20 protein-coding genes, 1 other RNA gene and 1 pseudogene are annotated in these 20,637 nt (G+C 65.6%); 17 read left to right on the top strand and 5 right to left on the bottom strand.

Going from position 1 to position 20,637, the window contains the following annotated elements:
- The first annotated feature begins 29 nt into the window (after positions 1-29).
- From I6H87_RS04690 to I6H87_RS04665, 6 genes and pseudogenes are all read left to right on the top strand, one after another.
- The gene (locus tag I6H87_RS04690; RefSeq protein ID WP_011614535.1) at positions 30-1,013 is read left to right on the top strand and encodes a LysR substrate-binding domain-containing protein; all 984 of its coding nucleotides are present in this window, start codon (positions 30-32) and stop codon (positions 1,011-1,013) included.
- 103 nt (positions 1,014-1,116) lie between these two features.
- Complete coding sequence (locus I6H87_RS04685) at positions 1,117-2,424, top strand: Glu/Leu/Phe/Val family dehydrogenase (RefSeq protein WP_010813918.1); 1,308 nt, start codon at positions 1,117-1,119, stop codon at positions 2,422-2,424.
- A gap of 266 nt (positions 2,425-2,690) precedes the next feature.
- Positions 2,691-3,590: a glutamate/aspartate ABC transporter substrate-binding protein gene (locus I6H87_RS04680; RefSeq protein ID WP_010813917.1), complete on the top strand. Its 900-nt coding sequence runs from the start codon at positions 2,691-2,693 to the stop codon at positions 3,588-3,590.
- Positions 3,591-3,653: 63 nt separating this feature from the next.
- A pseudogene (locus I6H87_RS04675) lies at positions 3,654-4,382 on the top strand (amino acid ABC transporter permease).
- A 9-nt stretch (positions 4,383-4,391) separates the two neighbouring features.
- Entirely contained in the window at positions 4,392-5,075 is a 684-nt protein-coding gene (gltK, locus tag I6H87_RS04670; RefSeq protein WP_010813915.1) for a glutamate/aspartate ABC transporter permease GltK, read from the top strand.
- Positions 5,072-5,806, top strand: coding sequence for an amino acid ABC transporter ATP-binding protein (locus I6H87_RS04665; protein WP_010813914.1), 735 nt, complete (start codon positions 5,072-5,074; stop codon positions 5,804-5,806). The genes gltK and I6H87_RS04665 overlap by 4 nt, the downstream gene beginning before the upstream one ends.
- Positions 5,807-5,867: 61 nt before the next feature.
- Here I6H87_RS04665 and I6H87_RS04660 read toward each other — a convergent pair whose 3' ends face one another.
- Positions 5,868-6,698, bottom strand: coding sequence for a class II glutamine amidotransferase (locus tag I6H87_RS04660; RefSeq protein ID WP_010813913.1), 831 nt, complete (start codon positions 6,696-6,698; stop codon positions 5,868-5,870).
- A gap of 138 nt (positions 6,699-6,836) precedes the next feature.
- Here I6H87_RS04660 and I6H87_RS04655 point away from each other — a divergent pair, with 138 nt between their 5' ends.
- The 5 genes from I6H87_RS04655 (at position 6,837) to rnpB (ending at position 11,516) form a co-directional block, all read left to right on the top strand.
- Positions 6,837-7,910 (top strand): tartrate dehydrogenase, encoded by a 1,074-nt coding sequence (locus I6H87_RS04655; protein WP_010813912.1) that lies wholly within the window; start codon positions 6,837-6,839, stop codon positions 7,908-7,910.
- Positions 7,907-9,214 carry a glycerate kinase type-2 family protein gene (locus tag I6H87_RS04650; RefSeq protein WP_010813911.1) on the top strand — a complete coding sequence of 436 codons (1,308 nt, stop codon included), beginning with the start codon at positions 7,907-7,909 and terminating at the stop codon, positions 9,212-9,214. Before I6H87_RS04655 ends, I6H87_RS04650 begins: the two co-directional genes overlap by 4 nt.
- Positions 9,215-9,258: 44 nt before the next feature.
- Positions 9,259-10,293 carry a dihydroorotase gene (gene pyrC / locus I6H87_RS04645; protein WP_011614536.1) on the top strand — a complete coding sequence of 345 codons (1,035 nt, stop codon included), beginning with the start codon at positions 9,259-9,261 and terminating at the stop codon, positions 10,291-10,293.
- A 20-nt stretch (positions 10,294-10,313) separates the two neighbouring features.
- On the top strand, positions 10,314-11,141 hold the full coding sequence (locus I6H87_RS04640) for a DUF3025 domain-containing protein (RefSeq protein ID WP_010813909.1): 828 nt from the start codon (positions 10,314-10,316) through the stop codon (positions 11,139-11,141).
- A 34-nt stretch (positions 11,142-11,175) separates the two neighbouring features.
- Positions 11,176-11,516, top strand: an RNA gene (gene rnpB / locus I6H87_RS04635) — RNase P RNA component class A.
- Positions 11,517-11,570: 54 nt separating this feature from the next.
- Here rnpB and I6H87_RS04630 read toward each other — a convergent pair.
- Positions 11,571-11,993, bottom strand: coding sequence for an OsmC family protein (locus I6H87_RS04630; RefSeq protein ID WP_010813908.1), 423 nt, complete (start codon positions 11,991-11,993; stop codon positions 11,571-11,573).
- 722 nt (positions 11,994-12,715) lie between these two features.
- On the opposite strand from I6H87_RS04630, the gene rplM reads away from it, so the two are divergent.
- The 4 genes from rplM to erpA all read left to right on the top strand — a co-directional run bounded on the left by rplM (position 12,716) and on the right by erpA (position 14,763).
- On the top strand, positions 12,716-13,144 hold the full coding sequence (rplM, locus tag I6H87_RS04625) for a 50S ribosomal protein L13 (protein ID WP_010813907.1): 429 nt from the start codon (positions 12,716-12,718) through the stop codon (positions 13,142-13,144).
- A 12-nt stretch (positions 13,145-13,156) separates the two neighbouring features.
- Positions 13,157-13,549, top strand: a complete 393-nt coding sequence (gene rpsI / locus I6H87_RS04620) for a 30S ribosomal protein S9 (RefSeq protein WP_010813906.1) — start codon at positions 13,157-13,159, stop codon at positions 13,547-13,549.
- Between the two features lie 255 nt (positions 13,550-13,804).
- Positions 13,805-14,293, top strand: a complete 489-nt coding sequence (locus I6H87_RS04615; RefSeq protein WP_011614537.1) for a bactofilin family protein — start codon at positions 13,805-13,807, stop codon at positions 14,291-14,293.
- A gap of 101 nt (positions 14,294-14,394) precedes the next feature.
- On the top strand, positions 14,395-14,763 hold the full coding sequence (gene erpA, locus I6H87_RS04610; RefSeq protein ID WP_010813904.1) for an iron-sulfur cluster insertion protein ErpA: 369 nt from the start codon (positions 14,395-14,397) through the stop codon (positions 14,761-14,763).
- A gap of 59 nt (positions 14,764-14,822) precedes the next feature.
- Here erpA and I6H87_RS04605 read toward each other — a convergent pair whose 3' ends face one another.
- Complete coding sequence (locus I6H87_RS04605; RefSeq protein ID WP_011614538.1) at positions 14,823-15,620, bottom strand: phytanoyl-CoA dioxygenase family protein; 798 nt, start codon at positions 15,618-15,620, stop codon at positions 14,823-14,825.
- Between the two features lie 90 nt (positions 15,621-15,710).
- Here I6H87_RS04605 and I6H87_RS04600 point away from each other — a divergent pair, with 90 nt between their 5' ends.
- On the top strand, positions 15,711-16,616 hold the full coding sequence (locus I6H87_RS04600) for a LysR family transcriptional regulator (RefSeq protein ID WP_011614539.1): 906 nt from the start codon (positions 15,711-15,713) through the stop codon (positions 16,614-16,616).
- On the opposite strand, the gene I6H87_RS04595 is transcribed toward I6H87_RS04600, so the two are convergent.
- Together I6H87_RS04595 and I6H87_RS04590 are read right to left on the bottom strand one after the other, a co-directional pair.
- Entirely contained in the window at positions 16,613-17,701 is a 1,089-nt protein-coding gene (locus I6H87_RS04595) for an anhydro-N-acetylmuramic acid kinase (protein ID WP_051398509.1), read from the bottom strand. The genes I6H87_RS04600 and I6H87_RS04595 overlap by 4 nt on opposite strands.
- A gap of 53 nt (positions 17,702-17,754) precedes the next feature.
- Entirely contained in the window at positions 17,755-19,146 is a 1,392-nt protein-coding gene (locus tag I6H87_RS04590) for a M23 family metallopeptidase (RefSeq protein WP_011614541.1), read from the bottom strand.
- Positions 19,147-19,391: 245 nt separating this feature from the next.
- Between I6H87_RS04590 and tyrS the strand changes: the two genes are divergently transcribed.
- Positions 19,392-20,633, top strand: coding sequence for a tyrosine--tRNA ligase (gene tyrS / locus I6H87_RS04585; RefSeq protein ID WP_010813899.1), 1,242 nt, complete (start codon positions 19,392-19,394; stop codon positions 20,631-20,633).
- Positions 20,634-20,637: the final 4 nt, after the last annotated feature.

The raw sequence follows: 20,637 nt of genomic DNA, 5'->3' as shown, positions 1-20,637 counted from the left end.
GGCCCGGGCGCGGGTGGATAATCCGCGTCATGGAAATCAAATGGCTTGAAGACTTCGTCAGCCTGGCCGAGACGCACAGCTTCTCGCGCTCGGCCGAGCTGCGCCACGTCACGCAGCCGGCGTTCTCGCGCCGCATCCAGTCGCTGGAGGCGTGGGTCGGCACCGAGCTGATCGACCGCTCGAGCTACCCCACCAGCCTGACCCCGGCCGGCAAGGTGTTCTACGAGCAGGCGCTGGCCATGCTGGCGCAGGTCAGCGAGACCCGTGCGCTGATGCGCGGCCAGCGCTCGGCCAACGCCCAGGTGCTGGAGTTCGCGGTGCCGCATACGCTGTCGCTGACCTTCTTCCCGGAATGGCTCAAGGCGCTGGAGCGCAGGATCGGCACGCTGCCGTGCCGGCTGCGCGCGCTCAACGTCCACGACGCGGTGCTGATGCTGGTGGAGGGCGGCTGCGACCTGGTGATGGTCTACCACCACGCGCGCCAGGCGATCCAGCTGGATCCGGCCCGGTACGACATGCTGGTACTTGGTACCGAGCGGCTGTCGCCCTACAGCGTGCCGGACGCTGCCGGCAAGCCGCAATTCCGGCTGCCCGGCACCGACAAGAAGCCAGTGCCCTTCCTCAGCTACACGCCCAACGCCTTCCTCGGCCGCATGGTCGACCTGCTGCTGGCCGACACCTCCGAGGCGCTCAAGCTCGACAAATGCTACGAGACCGACATGGCCGAGGCGCTCAAGGTGATGGCGCTGGCCGGCCACGGCATGGCCTTCCTGCCCGAAAGCGCGGTGCGCGAGGACGTGGCCGCGGGCCGGCTGGTGCGGGCCGAGTCGGCGCGCGGGCTGCCGTTGTCGATCGACATGGAAATCCGCCTGTACCGCGAGCGCCCGGGCGAGAACGGCAACGAACGCCGCGCCGGGGCACGGCGCAAGCGCCAGCTGGTCGACCAGGTGTGGTCGACCTTGTCGGCGGCCCAGTCCGCCCAGCCGGCCGGCTCCCCGGTTTCCGCCAGATGACAACGTTATGCAGGTTTTGCATGACCGGATGAGCAAACGGCATTGGATTCGGGCGGGGCGCCAGCCCTAAGCTTGCGGGCATTCTTCACACCGGAACCAACCGATGTCTTCCGCAGCACCGACCAATATTGCTGGCCAAAAGCACGCACTCCCGTCTTACCTCAATGCCGACCATCTCGGCCCCTGGGGCATCTACCTGCAGCAGGTCGACCGTGTCACGCCTTACCTGGGCTCGCTGGCACGCTGGGTCGAAACCCTCAAGCGCCCCAAGCGCGCGATGATCGTCGACGTTCCCATCGAACTGGATAACGGCACCATTGCCCATTTCGAGGGCTATCGGGTGCAGCACAACCTGTCGCGCGGCCCGGGCAAGGGCGGCGTGCGCTTCCACCAGGACGTGACCCTGTCCGAGGTGATGGCGCTGTCGGCCTGGATGTCGGTGAAGAATGCCGCGGTCAACGTGCCCTACGGCGGTGCCAAGGGCGGCATCCGCGTCGATCCGCGCACGCTCTCGCACGCCGAGCTGGAACGCCTGACGCGCCGCTACACCAGCGAAATCAACATCATCATCGGGCCGAGCAAGGATATTCCGGCGCCGGACGTGAACACCAACGCCCAGGTCATGGCCTGGATGATGGACACGTACTCGATGAACTCCGGCAGCACGGCCACCGGCGTGGTGACCGGCAAGCCGATCTCGCTGGGCGGCTCGCTCGGCCGCCACGAAGCCACCGGCCGCGGCGTGTTCGTGGTCGGCTCCGAGGCCGCGCGCAATATCGGCCTGGAGATCAAGGGCGCGCGCGTGGCGGTGCAGGGCTTCGGCAACGTGGGCGCGGTGGCGGCCAAGCTGTTCCATGAGGCCGGCGCCAAGGTGGTGGCGGTGCAGGACCACCGCACCACGCTGTTCGACCCGGCCGGCCTGGACGTGCCGGCGATGATGGAATACGCCTCGCACAGCGGCACCATCGAAGGCTTCCGCGGCGAAGTCCTGCGCACCGAGCAGTTCTGGGAAGTCGACTGCGACATCCTGATCCCGGCCGCGCTGGAAGGCCAGATCACGGTGCAGAACGCGCCCAAGATCACGGCAAAGCTGGTGATTGAAGGCGCCAACGGCCCGACCACGCCGCAAGCCGACGATATCCTGCGCGAGCGCAATATCCTGGTCTGTCCCGACGTGATCGCCAACGCCGGCGGCGTGACCGTGTCCTACTTCGAATGGGTGCAGGATTTCTCCAGCTTTTTCTGGACCGAGGAAGAAATCAACCAGCGCCTGGTACGGATCATGCAAGAAGCCTTCCGGGCAATCTGGCAAGTGGCACAGGACAACAAGGTGACGCTGCGCACGGCGGCGTTTATCGTGGCCTGTACGCGGATCCTGCAGGCGCGCGAGATGCGCGGCCTGTATCCCTGATCCGGGCACGGGAAACGGGATAAGGCACTGCCATGGTGCAATGCAATAATCGTCACGCTCCCCATGGCTCATGACCGTCAGACGCGGTCTCCGGCAAGCGCCGGAGACCGCGTTGTCGTATCCGGACGCCGTGCGCAGTGATTGCCCTGAAGTGGGGTTCTAGGAGAAAACCCAGTTGTATTGCGGCGGATGCTGCGCAATACTGTTTCACCAGTGGGGGTTTTATCTCTAGAATCCCGCTTTCTCTTCATGGTCAAGGAGATGTTATGAATTTCGCCAAGCTGGCTGCCCTGATGATTGCCGGGGGCGTGATGTGCGGGACGGCACAGGCAGCTGAACAACTGACGGGCACGCTGAAGAAGATCAAGGACACCGGCGTCATCACGCTGGGCGTGCGCGAGTCGTCGATTCCGTTCAATTACAACCTGGGCGGCGTGCGTCAGGTCGGCTATTCCTACGATATCAACATGAAGATCGTGGAAGCCATCAAGGACCAGCTCAAGCTGCCGAACCTGCAGGTCAAGGAAATCCCGATCACCTCGCAGAACCGCATCACGCTGCTGCAGAACGGCACCATCGACATCGAGTGCGGCTCCACCACCAACAACCTGGAGCGCCAGAAGCAGGTTGGGTTCACCAACTCCATCTTCATCATCGGCACGCGCATCATGGTGAAGAAGGACGCCGGCATCAAGGACTGGGCCGACCTGAAGGGCAAGAACGTCGTCACCACCGCCGGCACCACGTCGGAGCGCCTGCTGCGCAAGATGAACGACGACCAGAAGCTGGGCGTGAACATCATCAGCACCAAGGACCATGGCCAGTCGTTCCTGACGCTGGAATCGGGCCGCGCGGTCGCGTTCATGATGGACGACGCGCTGCTGTACGGCGAGCGCGCCAAGGCCAAGAACCCGGCCGACTGGATCGTGGTGGGCAAGCCGCAATCGCGCGAGTCCTATGGCTGTATGATCCGCAAGGACGATCCGCAGTTCAAGAAGCTGTCCGATACCGTGATCTCCGGCATGATGAAGGACGGTTCGATCAACACCCTGTACACCAAGTGGTTCATGACGCCGGTGCCGCCGAAGGGCCTCAACCTGGACTTCCCGCTGTCCGAAGACATGAAGGCGTTGTTCAAGACGCCGAACGACAAGGCGCTGGACTGACCTGCCGTTGACAGCAGTGTGAAACGGAAGGCATGTCCTTCCGTTTCTTTTTGAGGACGCAACATGAACTACAACTGGCATTGGGCAGTTTTCCTCGAACAGGCCGCCCAGAACGAGACCTACCTGGACTAGATGATCTCGGGCCTGAAGGTAACGCTCGCCCTGGGACTCTCGTCCTGGGTCATCGCCCTGGTCATCGGTTCGGTGCTCGGCGTGCTGCGCACCGTGCCCAACAAGTGGCTGGCGGGCATCGCCGCCACCTATGTGGAAATCTTCCGCAACATCCCGCTGCTGGTGCAGCTGTTCATCTGGTATTTCGTCGCGCCCGAGCTGCTGCCCGGTGGCGAGGCGATCAAGCAGATGAACCCGTTCGCGCAGCAGTTCCTGGCCGCCATGCTGTGCCTGGGCACCTTCACCGCCGCGCGGGTCTGCGAGCAGGTGCGCTCGGGCATCAACTCGCTGGCGCGCGGGCAGAAGAATGCCGGCCTGGCGATGGGCTTCACGCTGCCGCAGACGTACCGCCACGTGCTGCTGCCGATGGCGTTCCGCGTGATCGTGCCGCCGCTGACTTCCGAATTCCTGAACATCTTCAAGAATTCGGCGGTGGCTTCGACCATCGGCCTGCTGGAACTGGCGGCGCAGGGCCGGCAACTGGTGGACTACACCGCGCGCCCGTATGAATCGTTCATCGCGGTCACGCTGATGTACGCGCTGATCAACGTGACGGTGATGCTGATCATGCGCTGGGTGGAAGCCCGCACGCGCGTGCCCGGCTTTATCGGCGGCAAGTAAGGGGGCGCCATGGCTTATTCCTTCGATTTCACTTCCATCACCCCTGCCACGCTCGAGGTCCTGGGCGAGGGCATGATGGTCTCGCTCAAGATCACCGTCACCGCGGTGGTGGTGGGCATCGTCTGGGGCACCATCCTGGCGATGATGCGGCTGTCGTCGTTCAGGCTGCTGAACTGGTTTGCGCAGGGGTACGTGACCATCTTCCGCTCCATCCCGCTGGTGATGGTGCTGTTGTGGTTCTTCCTGATCATTCCGCAGGTGCTGCAGAACCTGTTCAACCTGTCGCCGGCGACCGACCTGCGCATGACGTCCGCGCTGGTGGCCTTTGCGCTGTTCGAGGCCGCGTACTACTCGGAAATCATCCGCGCGGGCATCCAGAGCGTGTCGCGCGGGCAGATGTTCGCGGCGCAGGCGCTGGGCATGACCTATGGCCAGTCGATGCGGCTGGTGATCCTGCCGCAGGCGTTCCGCAACATGGTGCCGCTGCTGCTGACCCAGGGCATCATCCTGTTCCAGGATACGTCGCTGGTCTACGTCAGCGCGCTGGCCGACTTCTTCGGCCAGGCCTACGGCATCGGCGAACGTGACGGCCGCATCGTCGAGATGCTGCTGTTCGCCGGCGTGGTGTACTTCGTTATCTGCTTCTCCGCTTCGCTGCTGGTCAAGCGTTACCAGAAAAAGGTGGCTGTATGATCGAAATCAACAATGTCTCCAAGTGGTACGGCGCCTTCCAGGTGCTGACCGACTGCACCACCAAGGTCGCCAAGGGTGAAGTGGTGGTGGTATGCGGCCCGTCCGGGTCGGGAAAGTCCACGCTGATCAAGACCGTCAACGCGCTTGAGCCGTTCCAGAAGGGCGATATCCTGGTCGACGGCACCTCGGTGGGCAATCCCAAGACCAACCTGCCCAAGCTGCGCTCGCGCGTGGGCATGGTGTTCCAGAACTTCGAGCTGTTCCCGCACCTGTCGATCACCGAGAACCTGACCATCGCGCAGATGAAGGTGCTCGGCCGCTCCAAGGACGAGGCGATGGCCAAGGGCCTGAAGTACCTGGACCGCGTGGGCCTGAAGAGCCAGGCGGAGAAGTACCCCGGCCAGCTGTCGGGCGGCCAGCAGCAGCGCGTGGCGATCGCCCGTGCGCTGTCGATGGACCCGATCTGCATGCTGTTCGACGAGCCGACTTCGGCGCTGGACCCGGAGATGGTCAACGAAGTGCTGGACGTGATGGTGCAGCTGGCGCAGGAAGGCATGACCATGATGTGCGTGACCCACGAAATGGGCTTCGCGCGCAAGGTGGCCAACCGCGTGATCTTCATGGACCAGGGCAAGATCGTCGAGGACTGCGAGAAGGAGGAGTTCTTCGGCAATATCGAACACCGCTCCGAGCGCGCCAGGCAGTTCCTGTCGAAGATCCTGCATCATTGACCGGCCTGGCAGGGCAAGCAGAAAGGGACGCCTCGGCGTCCCTTTTTTCGTTCCCGATGGCTCAGGTGCAGGCCGTGTTGGCCGCGTTCTTCGCCTGCACTTCAGGCGGGATCGGCACCGTCAGCGTCATGGTCGGGTGCCCGTCCTCGAACATGATCAGCTCGCCCGGGGCGAAGCGGGTCCAGGTCTCGTTGTCGGTCAGCGGCTGGGTGGCGATCACCGCCACGCGGTCGTCCGGTGTGGTGACCTGGGCGAAGTCGATCGACAGGTCGGCGTCGATCAGGTGCGCGGTCGAGAACGGCCACTGCCGCACGATGTAGTACAGGTGCGTGGAGCAGTGCGCGAACTGGGCCTGGCCGTTGCACAGCAGGTAGTTGAACACGCCATGCAGCGTGATCTCGCGGGTGATGTCGGCCAGCGCATGGCACAGCTCGTTCAGCGGCGGCTGCGAACCCGGGAAGCGCTTGCGCAGGCCCTGCATCAGCGTGCAGAAGGCCAGTTCGCTGTCGGTATCGCCCACTGGCTGGTAGACGCCGGACAGGAACGGGGTGAAGCCCTTCAGGTCGCCGTTATGGGCAAAGATCCAGTGGCGGCCCCACAGCTCGCGCATGAAGGGGTGGCAGTTCTCCAGCAGCACGGTGCCCTGCGTGGCCTTGCGGATATGCGAGATGACGTTCTTGGACTTGATCGGGTAGCGCTTGATCAGGTCTGCCACCGGCGAGGTGCCGGCTGACTGGTTGTCGATAAACAGGCGGCAGGCCTTGTCCTCGAAGAAGGCCACACCGAAGCCGTCGGCGTGATGGTCGGTCAGGCCACCACGCGCGGCAAAGCCGGTGAAGGAGAACGTCACGTCGGTCGGCGTGGCGCAGTTCATGCCTAGCAGCTGGCACATATCGGGGCACCGGTCGGCAGTGGGCTGCCGCTTTGCAATAGAATGCAGACATTATCCCGCGCACCCGGGCCGCTGCCAAGCAGCGTCGGCCGGCCGCGCGCGGCGACCGGCCATCCTGCACGTATCTCCCCAATAACCATGCGCCAATACAAGATCGCCGTGATTCCCGGAGACGGAATCGGCACGGAAGTCATGCCCGAGGGCATCCGCGTGATGGACGCCGCGGCGCGGCGCTTCGGCATCGACTTCCAGTGGGACCACTTCGACTTTTCCAGCTGCGACTACTACGCCCGCCACGGCAAGATGCTGCCGGACGACTGGTTCGACACGCTGGTCAAGTACGACGCCATCTACTTCGGCGCGGTGGGCTGGCCTGATGCCGTGCCTGACCACGTCTCGCTGTGGGGTTCGCTGCTGCAGTTCCGGCGCTCGTTCGACCAGTACGTGAACCTGCGCCCGGTGCGGCTGATGCCCGGCATCAGGAGCCCGCTGGCCGGCCGCCAGCCTGGCGATATCGACTTTTATGTGGTGCGCGAGAACACCGAGGGTGAATACTCCAGCATCGGCGGGCGCATGTTCCCGGGCACCGAGCGCGAGATCGTGGTGCAGGAAACCGTGATGAGCCGCACCGGCGTCGACCGCATCCTGAAGTTTGCCTTCGAGTTGGCACAGAAGCGGCCGAAGAAGCACCTGACGTCGGCGACCAAGTCCAATGGCATCTCGATCACCATGCCGTACTGGGACGAGCGCGTCGAGGCGATGGCGGCCAGCTACCCCGGCATCAAGGTCGACAAGTACCACATCGACATCCTGACCGCGCATTTCGTCCAGCATCCGGACTGGTTCGACGTTGTGGTGGCCAGCAACCTGTTCGGCGACATCCTGTCCGACCTGGGCCCGGCTTGCACCGGCACCATCGGCATCGCGCCGTCGGGCAATATCAACCCCGACCGCACCTTTCCCAGCCTGTTCGAGCCGGTGCACGGCTCGGCCCCGGATATTGCCGGGCGCGGCGTGGCCAACCCGATCGGCCAGATCTGGTGCGGCGCCATGATGCTGGAGCACCTGGGCCATGAAGCAGCCGGCGCCGCCGTACTGGGCGCGATCGAAAAGGTGCTGGCCGCGGGCCCCGAACACGCGCCGCTGACGCGCGACATCGGCGGCAAGGCCGGCACTGCCGACCTGGGCCTGGCTATCGCGGAGGCGCTGTGAGCGCGGCGGTCGCGGGCGATCCCCGCGCCTTGCTGCTGGACAGCTTCCACGCGGCGGTGGCGGCGGCCGATCCGCTGCAGATCGTGGCGCAGCACCTGCCACCCCCGCACGCGGGCGGCCGCACGCTGGTGGTGGGCGCGGGCAAGGCCGCGGCGTCGATGGCCGCGGCGGTCGAGCGTGCCTACGCTGGCAAGGCCACGCTGGAGGGGCTGGTGGTCACGCGCTACGCCCACGGGCTGCCGACCGACCATATCCGCGTGATCGAGGCCGGCCATCCGGTGCCCGACGAGGCCGGCGAGCAGGCCGCCGCCGATATCCTGGCCAGCGTGCAGTCGCTGACGCCGCAGGACCGGCTGCTGGTGCTGGTGTCAGGCGGCGGCTCCAGCCTGCTGTCGCTGCCGGCCGAAGGCATCCCGATGGCTGACCTGAAGGCCGCCACTCGGGAACTGCTGCGCTGTGGCGCGCCGATCACCGAGATGAATATCGTGCGCAAGCATGTCTCGCGCATCCAGGGCGGGCGGCTGGCGCAGGCAAGCCGTGCGCCGGTGACCACGCTGATCGTCTCGGACGTGGCCGGCGACGATCCCAGTGCGATCGCCTCGGGCCCGACCGTGGCCGACCCGAGCACCTTTGCCGATGCGCTGGAGATCCTGCGCCGCTGGGGCGCGCAGGTGCCGGCCAGCGTGCAGGCACACCTGGAGTGCGGCGCCCGCGGCGACGTGCCGGAGACGCCCAAGCCGGGCGATGCACTGTTCGCCCGGGTCGACCACCGCATGATCGCCACTGCCCATGGCAGCCTGCAGGCGGCCGCGGCGCTGTTCCGCGAACGCGGCATCACCCCGGTGGTGCTGGGCGATACCGTGACCGGCGAAGCGCGCGAAGTGGCCCGCGTCTACGCCGCGCTGGTGCGCGAGATTCGCGCGTACAATGCGCCGTTTGCCGCGCCCGTGGCGCTGATTTCCGGAGGTGAGTGCACGGTCACTTTGCCTGCCGGCGGTGGCGCCACGAAGGCACGGGGCGGGCGTTGCTCCGAATTCCTGCTGTCGCTGGCGGTCGAGCTTGACGGCATGCCCGGCGTGCATGCGATCGCAGCCGACACCGACGGCATCGACGGTTCGGAAGACAATGCCGGTGCGCTGGCCGATCCGACCACGCTGGCGCGCGCCGCGGCCGCCGGCCTGCCGGGACTGCGCCAGCTGGACGCGCACGACGCCTGGGGCCTGTTCGATGCCATCGGCGACCTGGTAGTCACCGGCCCGACGCGCACCAATGTGAACGACTACCGCGCCATCCTGATTCTCTGATTTCGACGAACGCCAGCCGCCGCCGCGGCAGGCCCAAGCTAGCCATGACCCAGAAGCTCACCATCACCCGCCCGGACGACTGGCACCTGCACCTGCGCGACGGCGCGGCCCTGGCCGCCGTGCTGCCCGACACCGCGCGCCAGTTCGCACGCGCCATCATCATGCCCAACCTGAAGCCGCCCGTGACCACGGTGGCGCAGGCGCAGGCCTACCGTGCCCGCATCCTGGCGGCGCTGCCGGCCGGCCTGCAGTTCGAGCCGCTGATGACGCTGTACCTGACCGACAACACCACGGCCGAAGAGATCGCCGCGGCCAAGGCCAGCGGCTTCGTGCACGGCGTCAAGCTGTACCCGGCCGGCGCCACCACCAACAGCGACGCCGGCGTGACCGATATCCGCCGCTGCTACCCGGCGCTGGAAGCGATGCAGCGCGCGGGCCTGCCGCTGCTGGTGCATGGCGAGGTGACCGACCCCAGCATCGACATCTTCGATCGCGAAGCCGTCTTTATCGACCGCGTGATGACGCCGCTGCGCCGCGACATGCCCGAGCTGAAGGTGGTGTTCGAGCACATCACCACCAAGGATGCGGCCGAATACGTGCGCGACGCCAGCGGCCCGGTCGGCGCCACCATCACCGCGCACCACCTGCTCTACAACCGCAACGCCATCTTCACCGGCGGCATCCGCCCGCACTACTACTGCCTGCCGGTGCTCAAGCGCGAGACCCATCGCGAGGCCCTGGTGGCGGCCGCGGTCTCGGGCAGCCCGCGCTTTTTCCTGGGCACCGACAGCGCGCCGCACGCGCGCGGGCTGAAGGAGCACGCCTGCGGCTGCGCCGGCTGCTATACCGCGCTGCATGCGATGGAGCTGTATGCCGAGGCCTTCGACGCCGCCGGCGCGCTGGACAAGCTGGAAGCCTTTGCCAGCTTCAACGGCCCGGCCTTCTACGGCCTGCCGCGCAACACCGGCACGCTGACGCTGGAGCGCGAGGACTGGGAACTGCCGGCCGAGCTGCCCTATGGCGACACCACGCTGGTGCCGCTGCGCGGCGGCGAGACGCTGCGCTGGAAGGCCCGCTAAACCCTGCTGCGGCCTTGCCCATGCAGGCGCAAGCGGGCGACGAGCCCTTCGTCGCCGCGCTGGCCGGGATCGACTGGTCCCGGCCGTGGTTCCAGCTGTTTGCTGCGCAGGGTGCCGCGCTCGCTGCGGCGGTGCAGGGCGGCGCCGATCTGCGCGCGCTGCTAAGTGCGCATGCAGCCCAACTCCGCCTGTGCAATGCCCGCGGCCTGCCGCTGCGTTTCATTGCCCAGCATGCCTTGCCGGAAGGCAGCGCCTATGAGGCGCATATCCATGCCACCGGCGAGATCCCGACCCGCGACAATCTCCACGATTTCTTCAACGCGCTGACCTGGCTGCATTTCCCGCAAGCCAAGCGCGTGCTCAACCAGATCCAGGCCGAGGTCATTGCGCGCGAAGGCGTGCAGACCACGCGCGGCAGCGTGCGCGATGCGGCGACCCTGTTCGACGAAAATGCGGTGCTGTTTGTCAGCACCGACCAGGACCTGGCGGATGCGCTCAAGGGGTTTGCGTGGCAGCGGCTGCTGGTCGAATCCAGGCCGGCGTGGGGCAGGGCCTGCACGGTGGTGCCGTTCGGCCATGCGCTACTCGAAAAACTGGTGCAGCCGTACAAGTCGGTCACTGCCCATGCATGGGTGCTGCCGCTGGCGCCGCAGCAGGCGGCAGGCCCGTGGCTGGACGTCATGCTGGCGCAATCCCTTGCCGCTGCGGCCCAGGCTGGCGCGCTGCGCGGCGGGCGCAGTTTTGCGCCGCTGCCGGTGATGGGTATTCCGGGCTGGTGCGACGATAACGCCGAACCTGGCTTCTACGCCGATACCTCTGTGTTCCGCCCAGGACGGCGCGCCGACTGAAGGCGCCGCCAATCGGTGTTAGACTGCGGGCCGCAAAGCAGGCCAGGCAACCGCTGCCTGCACCGCAAGGTGCAGGGGGAGGAAAGTCCGGACTCCACAGGGCAGGGTGTTGGCTAACAGCCATCCACGGCAACGTGCGGAATAGGGCCACAGAGACGAGTCTTGCCGCCGGGTTCGCCCGGCGGGAAGGGTGAAACGCGGTAACCTCCACCTGGAGCAATCCCAAATAGGCAGGCGATGAAGCGGCCCGCTGAGTCTGCGGGTAGGGAGCTGGAGCCGGCTGGTAACAGCCGGCCTAGAGGAATGGTTGTCACGCACCGTTTGCCGCAAGGCGGGCGGGGCGCACAGAATCCGGCTTATCGGCCTGCTTTGCTTCTTCTTCCGGCATGACCCGGCGCCACCACGGCGTACCGGGTCTGCATCTTCCTTTCAGGCTTCGACGATTTCCATCGTGTGCGTGATCTCGGCCGTCTTGGCCAGCATGATCGACGCCGAGCAGTACTTTTCGTGCGACAGCTTGATGGCACGCTCGACCGTGGCGGGGTTGAGATTCTTGCCGGTCACCACAAAATGGAAGTTGATGCGGGTGAAGACTTTGGGGTCCTCGCCGGCGCGCTCGGCCTGCAGCTGCACGCTGCAGCCGGAAACGTCCTGGCGGCCGCGCTTGAGGATCAGCACCACGTCATAGGCGGTGCAGCCGCCGGTGCCGAGCAGCACCATCTCCATCGGCCGCGGTGCCAGGTTATGGCCGCCGCCGTCGGGCGCACCGTCCATCGCCACGATATGGCCGCTGCCGGTCTGGGCCACGAAGCTCATGCCGTCGGCACCCATCCATGTCACTTTGCATTCCATTTTGTTCGTTCCTGTCGTTTATATTGTGTGCTTCCGATCACAGGCGCATGATCTCGAATCTTGCAATTCTCAGTATATGGCATCGCCCAGCTTGGGTTGCTGACGCCCAAATCCCTATGAAATCTGAGGGTTTCCTCTAGTATGACAGCTCAATGACATGCCTTGATTTTTCGTAAGTCATTGATTTCTAAGCGAAATGCTCTGTCTGGTGCGTCACGTTTTTCTTTCCGCAATACGAAATTGAATTTCGCAGTACAAATTTTCCTTGCACTGGGGAAAACCCCATGTATAATTTGAATCATTGAACGACGGCACTGACAGCGCGCCAGAGTGCGAAAGCGAAGCCCCAGGGCAAGCCGCACCGCCCGCCAGTCCCTCCGTCGATCTCCCAGTGTCTCCTCCACCCTCCTCCTTTGGTGGATTCAAACCCAAGCTCAACCGCTTGGGTTTTTTTTCGCCCCTGCGTTCTGGCGCGCTAAGCACTGAAAAGCGCGCGACGCTGCCCTGGTTTGGGCCCGCGATGGCGGCGACCTTGACGAAAAGGTCAGTCTTTGCTTGTGCGGTTCCGGTAGCCGCCAGTATAATGGAAGGCTTTCCGTCATACCCGCGGAAGAAAGAGCAGGATCAGGCCAGCCCTCACGGGCCAGCCACAAGACTTGCAGGGGCGAGTACAAGCCTTCGCGAGTCGGATTTCGGGTACGAACTAATAGTCAGGAAAAATCATGAAGACCTTTTCCGCCAAGCCTCATGAGGTAAAGCGCGACTGGTACGTGATTGACGCGACGGACAAAGTCCTCGGCCGTGTCGCCAGCGAAGTGGCACGCCGTCTGCGCGGCAAGCACAAGCCGGAATTCACTCCGCACGTCGACACGGGTGATTACATCATCATCGTCAATGCAGCCAAGCTGCGTGTCACGGGTACCAAGGAAACGGACAAGAAGTACTATCGCCATTCGGGCTACCCGGGCGGTATCTACGAAACGACGTTCGGCAAGATGCAGCAGCGTTTCCCGGGCCGTGCCCTGGAAAAGGCTGTCAAGGGCATGCTGCCGAAGGGTCCGCTGGGCTACGCGATGATCAAGAAGCTGAAGGTTTACGCCGAAGCCGAGCATCCGCATGAAGCGCAGCAGCCCAAGGCGCTGGAAATCTAAGGAGGCCAATCCATGATCGGTAACTGGAATTACGGTACTGGCCGCCGCAAGAGCGCTGTGGCTCGTGTCTTCATCAAGTCGGGCAAGGGCGATATCATCGTCAACGGCAAGCCCATCAAAGAGTATTTCGCTCGCGAAACCTCGCTGATGATCGTGCGCCAGCCCCTGGAACTGACCGCTCACGCTGAAACGTTCGACATCAAGGTCAACGTGACCGGCGGTGGCGAAACCGGCCAGGCCGGCGCAGTGCGCCACGGCATCACCCGCGCCCTGATCGACTACGATGCGACCCTGAAGTCGGCCCTGTCGAAGGCTGGCTACGTCACGCGCGATGCACGTGAAGTCGAGCGTAAGAAGGTCGGCTTCCACAAGGCGCGTCGTCGCAAGCAGTTCTCGAAGCGCTGATGCGTTTTCGCAGGTCCGGTACTGCCGGATCTTGCGAGACCAAAGAAACCGCACGCTGGCCGTGCGGTTTTTTTTCGCCTGCAGGGTACGGAAATACTCTGGCCTGCCGAAAAAGCGATTGGGCAGCCATACTTTTGTGGGGTATGGGCTGCGCGCGGCTACAATCACGCCCTGTCGCCATCGGCAAGTGCTGCTTGCCGGCGCGAATGCGCCACGGCCGGAGGGTTCGGCACGAACGAGAGAGGAGTGAGAGTGATGCTGTTTTCGAAAAAGAAGGGCCTTTCGATCGATACTCTGATCGGCGAAGACACCGCCGTCGACGGCGACCTGGTATTTGCGGGCGGCCTGCGCCTGGACGGCCGCGTGCGCGGCAACGTCACCGCGGCGCCGGGCAAGCCGAGCATGCTGGTGGTCAGCGAAAAAGGCATGATCGAGGGCGAGATCAGCGTTGGCCACCTGGTGCTCAACGGCACCGTCAAGGGCCCGGTGCAGGCCACCGACCTGCTCGAACTGCAGCCGCATGCCCGCGTGCTGGGCGACGTGCGCTATGCGGCGCTGGAAATGCACCAGGGCGCGCTGGTCGAAGGCCGCCTGATGCCGCTGGTGCAAGGCGAGATCAAGGCGCTGCCGAACCTGGTCGAGGCGGCGCCGGCGGTCGAAGTGACGGAAGCGGCGGACGAGGCTGCTGTCACGGACCGCGCAACGCCCGCTGCCGACACCCAACCCACTGAAAAGGCCGCCTGAGCGGCACCCGCCATGCCGGGAACCCCTTGAAAACACAGGGTTTCGGCACGATCTTTCAGTAGCGCTTAGAATACAGGCGTATCTAAACAGGAGAACCCCCCATGAACGCAGTCGCAGAGGCACCCGTTACCGAGGACGTGCCGGCACCGTTCGTCTTTACCGACAGCGCCGCCGACAAGGTCAAGCAGTTGATCGAGGAAGAGGGCAATGCCGAACTGAAACTGCGCGTGTTCGTGCAGGGCGGCGGCTGCTCCGGCTTCCAGTATGGCTTCACCTTCGATGAGGAAGTCAACGAAGACGACACCACCATGGTCAAGAACGGCGTCACCCTGCTGATCGACTCGATGAGCTACCAGTACCTGGTCGGCGCCGAGATCGACTACAAGGAAGACATCAACGGCGCGCAGTTCGTGATCAAGAACCCGAATGCCTCGACCACCTGCGGTTGCGGCTCGTCGTTCTCGGTCTGACCGGCACCGGCCCAGAAAAAAACGCACCTTCGGGTGCGTTTTTTCTTTTCCGCGATGGCTTACCGCGCGGCGCGCCAGACCACGGGAAACCAGTCTTCGCGCATGCGCTCGCCGGTCTGCTGATCGATGCCGGGAAAGGGCGGTGAGGTGCGCCCGGGCCGCAGCATGAAGCGCACGTCGTCGCCCAGGAAGCGCGCCGAGAACGCTCGCCGGCGCCCGCTGCCGGTATTGCCGGCAGCGCCATGCACGGTACGGAAGTCGAACACCACGGCATCGCCTGGCTCCAGTTCCGGTGCGAGCAGGGTGTAGCTGCCGTCTTCCACGTCCGGCATCTCCATGAAGGCGTCGTTACCTCCATAGAAGTTCTCGTTGCTGGCCCAGCGCTTGGGCCGCACCAGCCGCGCCCAGCGGTGCGAGCCGGCCACCACGCGCAGGGTATTGGCCTGCGTCACCGGGTCCAGCGGGATCCAGTAGCTCGCGGTCTGGGTGCCGTCGACACAGTAGTAGGGCAGGTCCTGGTGCCACGGCGTGGGCTTGGCCGTGCCGGGCTCCTTGACCAGGATGTGTTCGTGGAACACCTGCACCGCCTGCGACTGCATGATGCGCCCGGCAATGGCAGCCGCCGGCGACTGGCGGATAAAGTCATCGAACGGCGTAATGCGCTGCCAGTTGCAGTAGTCCTCGAAGAAGCGCCCGCTTTCGCCGGGCCGTACGTTCTCGATGGCGAAGGCGCCCGGCTCGGCCAGGTTCTGCGCAAAGCCGTCGCGCAGCCGTTCGACCCAGTCGGTGAAAGCGCCGCGCAGCACCAGCACGCCGTCGCGCTGGTAGGTGTCGATGTGTTCCTGGGTGATGTTCATGGCGATATTGTGTGGGGGCGATGTGCCCAGTATCGCCATGCATTGGGGATAGGAAAAGCATATATTTCCTATGTTGCGATATAGGAAATCATGATCCCCTTCTCTTTCCGCCAGCTCGAATACTTTGTCGCCGCAGCCGAGCACGGCAGCATCAGCGCGGCGGCTCGCGCGCGCCATGTGTCGCAGCCGTCTGTCTCCACCGCGATCGCGCAGCTGGAAGACACTCTGGGCGAGCCTCTCTTCAGGCGCCAGGTCAGCCGTGGGTTGTCGCTGACGCCCGCCGGTCAGCGCCTGCTGGGGCGGGCACGAGACATCCTTGCGCTGGCGGCCGGCCTCACCGTGGACGACGCCACCGGCCGGGGGTTGACCGGCCAGCTCTCGCTGACCTGCTTCCAGGACCTCGGGCCGTACTTTGTGCCACGTCTGCTGGCGGGGCTGCGCCGGCACCATCCGGGCATCTCGGTGACCTTGTTCGAGGCCGACCTGGCGACCGTCCACCGCACGCTGCAGGCGGGCAAGGCCGAACTGGCGCTGACCTATGAACTGGGGCTCGATGCCCGCACCGAGCGCCGCACGCTGGCGGAACTGGCACCCTATGCGCTGCTGCCCGCCGGCCATCCGCTGGCAAGCGGCACCGATGTGAGCCTGGCCGACCTGGCCGGCGAACGGCTGATCCTCGAGGACATCCCGCAGACGCGCGAGTACTTCCTGTCGCTGTTCTGGGCGCATGGCCTGCACCCGGTGCTGCACCAGTACACGCAGACCTTCGAGATGCAGCGCGGACTGGTGGCGCACGGCTATGGCGTGGCGCTGTCGTGCACGCGCCCGGCCGGCGACCACAGCTACGACGGCGTGCCGATCGCCTGCCTGCCGCTGCGCGAGCCGGTGACGCCGCAGCGCGTGGTGCTGGCGCGCTCGCCGGCCATGCGGGCCTCGCCGCTGGCACAAGCGTTCATGGATTGGGTGGAGGCGGGCGGCGCGATGCGCCTGCCTTAGCGCGGATAGATCGCGCCCAGCACGCGCGGCCCGGCGGCGCCGGTCACGGTGGGCACGTTGCCGGGCAGGCGCAGCAGGCACTGGCGTGCCAGCCAGGCAAAGGCGATGGCTTCGACCTGCGACACCGGCACGCCGTAGTCATCCGAGGTCTCGATGGCCACGCCGGGCAATGCCTGCGTCAGTCGTGCCATCACGAACGCATTGCGGGCGCCGCCGCCGCAGACGATCAGGCGGCGCGCATCAGGCGCATGGGTGCGCATGTCGCGCGCGATGGCCTCGGCAGTCAGCGCGGCCAGTGTCGCCTGCACATCGGCAGGCGCGAGGTGTTGGAACGAGGCGAGACGGGCTTCGAGCCAGCCCGGATGGAACAGGTCGCGCCCGGTGCTCTTGGGCGGTGCTGCGCTGAAGTAGGGCTCGGCCAGGCACTGCGCCAGCAGCGCGGCGTCGACCCGCCCGCTGGCGGCCCAGTCGCCGTTGCTGTCGAAGGGAAGCCCGCGGTGGCGGCCGACCCAGTAGTCGAGCAGCGCATTGCCCGGGCCGCAGTCAAAGCCGCTGACGGCGCCGCCCGCCGCGGGCAGGATGCTGATATTGGAGATGCCGCCGATATTGCAGGCAACGCGGGTTTCGGCGTCGCTGCCGAACAGCGCATGGTGCAGCGCCGGCACCAGCGGCGCGCCCTGGCCACCGGCGGCGAGGTCGCGGCTGCGGAAGTCCGCCACCACGTCGATGCCGGCGAGCTCGGCCAGATGCGCCGGATGCTGGCTTTGGCGGGTGTAGCCGATGCCGTCGTACAGGCCCGGCCGGTGGCGGATAGTCTGGCCGTGGGCGCCGATGGCGGCCACCGCGGCCGCGTCGACCTGGGCCTCGCTCAGCAGTGCCGCCACGCAGTCGGCGTAGACCTGCGCCAGTGCATTGGCTGCCAGCGCCTCGCGATGGATCTCGTCCTCGCCCGGCTGCTGCAGGGCAGAGAATGCCGCGCGCAGCGTGTCGGGGAAAGGCTGGCTGGCGGCCGCCAGCACGGCGGGCCGCGCGCCGCTGAAATCCACCAGCACTGCGTCGGCACCGTCCATGCTGGTGCCGGACATGATGCCGATATAGCGTTCGCTGCCAGGCACGGGCTGGGTCACGATGGGCGCGGTCAGTTGGAGGCGGTCAGCACGTTGTAGGTGCGCAGCGCATTGATGCGGCTGAGCAGCCCGCTGGTGTAGGTCAGGAATTCCTGGCGCGACTTGCCGGTCAGCGTCGGCGATTCCATCAGCGTGATGGTCAGCGGGTTCTGCGGCACGTCGTTGAAGCGGAACTCATAGTGCAGGTGCGGGCCGGTGGCCCAGCCGGTCGAGCCGACATAGCCGATCAGCTGGCCCTGGCGCACCGGCTGGCCCTGGCGCATGCCGGCAAAGCCGGACAGGTGCGCGTAGTAGGTCGAGTAGCCGTTGGCGTGGTTCAGGATGACGATATTGCCGTAGCCGTTCTGCTGGCCCACGAACTCGACCACGCCGTCGCCGGTGGCCAGCACCTTGGTGCCGGTCGGGGCGGCGAAGTCCACGCCCTTGTGCTGCGCCCAGTCATGATGCAGCGGATGCTCGCGGCCGCCGAAGCCCGACGACACGCGCGAGAATTCCACCGGCGAACGCAGGAACGGCCGCTTCATGCTGCGCCCGTCGAAGGTGTAGTAGGCGCCGCCGTCCTTGCTGTCTTCGGGCGCGAACCACAGCGCCTGGTGCAGCTGGTTGCGGTTGATCAGCTCCAGTGCGACCACGCGGCCGTTGCGCACGAAGGTGCCGTCGCGGAAGCCCGCTTCGTAGATGATGCGGAAGCGGTCGCCGCTGGCGATGTCGTGGTGGAAGTCGATCACGCCGGAGAAGATCGACAGCATCTGCTGCACGACTTCGTCGGGCACGTTGGCCGCGTCCATGGCCTTGAAGAAACCGCCCGCGGAAATCGCGCCCGAGGCCATCTCATAGTGCACGTCATTGTCGACGCGCTGCACCTTGGCCTTGTAGGTGGCGGCGGTGTTGTCGCTGGCCGCGCGCACGCGTTCGATCACCAGCTCGCGCGAGGCGGCTGCGTCGCCGCCCAGGTTGGCCTGCAGCGACACCAGCGTGTTGCTTTCGTCGATCTCCGCCTGCACCGCCTGGCCGGGGTTCAGGTTGAACAGGCCGCGCGCGGTCGGGTTCTTGACGATGAACGCCTGCGCGTCGGCATCGTCCACGCCCAGCCGCTTGAGCAGGCTGGCGATGGTGTCGCCGCGCTGCATGCGTTCTTCGCGCACGTAGACGGCCTGGCTGTCGGTAAGCTGTTCAAGTTGCTCGCGCACGTCGGGCATGCGCAGCGCCTGCTGCGTGCGCGGTGCGAGCGGATCGTCAAAGGCGCTGCGCGGCGCAACGCCCATCGCCGCGGCCATGCCGAGCGTGAAGATTGCGCCCACCGAGGCCGTCAGTTGTTTGCGCCGCCGCGCGTGCTGGGGGTTGGTCGGATCGACAAGAACCACCAGCTCACGCGCGAAAACTTCGCGGAGTCTGGACCACATCACGTAAAATTCAACCTTGGTCTGAGCACCGCTGCCGGGGACGATGTGTCTCGTCTGCCTTCCTCCCCCGAGGTGCGGCGCGGGCTCTTCACTGTTATTTGGCCGCCTGCACTGCTGCATAAAGTGGCGGGTGGCGCACTGGAAAGGCTTCCGTAGGCGCCGGGAATCGCGGATTATACCAAAATCCGGCCCTGGCGGCTGTCAGGAAATTTCCTAAAATTTCAAGTATTTCAAAGACTTACGTCATGACTGAAGTTGCCACGGGCCCCACGGCCAAATACCCCCTGACGCCGTCGGTGATGCAGGCCCTGGAAGTCTCCAAGCGAGGCTGCGACGAACTGCTGATCGAATCCGAATGGGCGCAGAAGCTGGCGCGCAGCGAGGCCACCGGCGTGCCGCTGCGCATCAAGCTGGGCCTGGATCCGACCGCGCCCGACATCCATATCGGCCATACCGTGGTGCTGAACAAGCTGCGCCAGCTGCAGGACCTCGGCCACCAGGTGATCTTCCTGATCGGCGACTTCACCTCGACCATCGGCGATCCGTCGGGCCGCAACAGCACGCGCCCGCCGCTCACGCGCGAGCAGATCGAGGCCAACGCCCAGACCTACTACCGCCAGGCCAGCCTGGTGCTGGACCCGGCCCGCACCGAGATCCGCTACAACAGCGAGTGGTGCGATCCGCTGGGCGCGCGCGGCATGATCCAGCTGGCGGCCAAGTACACCGTGGCGCGCATGATGGAGCGCGACGACTTCACCAAGCGCTTCCGCTCCGGGATTCCGATCTCCGTGCATGAGTTCCTGTACCCGCTGATGCAGGGCTATGACTCGGTCGCGCTCAAGTCAGACCTGGAGCTCGGCGGCACCGACCAGAAGTTCAACCTGCTGGTCGGGCGCGAGCTGCAGAAGGAATACGGCCAGGAGCCGCAGTGCATCCTGACCATGCCGCTGCTGGTGGGCCTGGACGGCGTCGAGAAGATGTCCAAGTCCAAGGGCAACTACGTCGGCGTGACCGAGGCGCCTAACGAGATGTTCGGCAAGCTGATGAGCATCTCGGACGACCTGATGTGGCAGTACTACACGCTGCTGTCGTTCCGCCCGCTGGCCGAGATCGAGCTGATGAAGCAGGAAATCGCGCTGGGCCGCAATCCGCGCGACTGCAAGGTGCTGCTGGCGCAGGAAATCGTGGCGCGCTTCCACAGCCAGGCCGATGCCGAGAAGGCGCTGGAAGACTTCAACCACCGCGCCCGCGGCGGCGTGCCGGACGATATCCCGGCAGTGAGCCTGACTGGCGCGCCGCTGGGCATCGCGCAGCTGCTCAAGCAGGCCAACCTGGTGCCGTCCACCTCGGAAGCCAACCGCAATATCGAGCAGGGCGGCGTCAAGATCGATGGCGCCACGGTCAGCGACAAGGCCACCAGGGTGGCAGCGGGCACCTATGTCGTGCAGGTGGGCAAGCGCCGTTTCGCGCGCGTGACGCTGGCCTGAGGCG

The organism is Cupriavidus necator (genome assembly GCF_016127575.1).
Taxonomy (GTDB): Bacteria; Pseudomonadota; Gammaproteobacteria; order Burkholderiales; family Burkholderiaceae; genus Cupriavidus; species Cupriavidus necator_D.
Note: the sequence above shows the minus strand (reverse complement) of the source record. Positions and strands in the feature narration are given on the sequence as shown.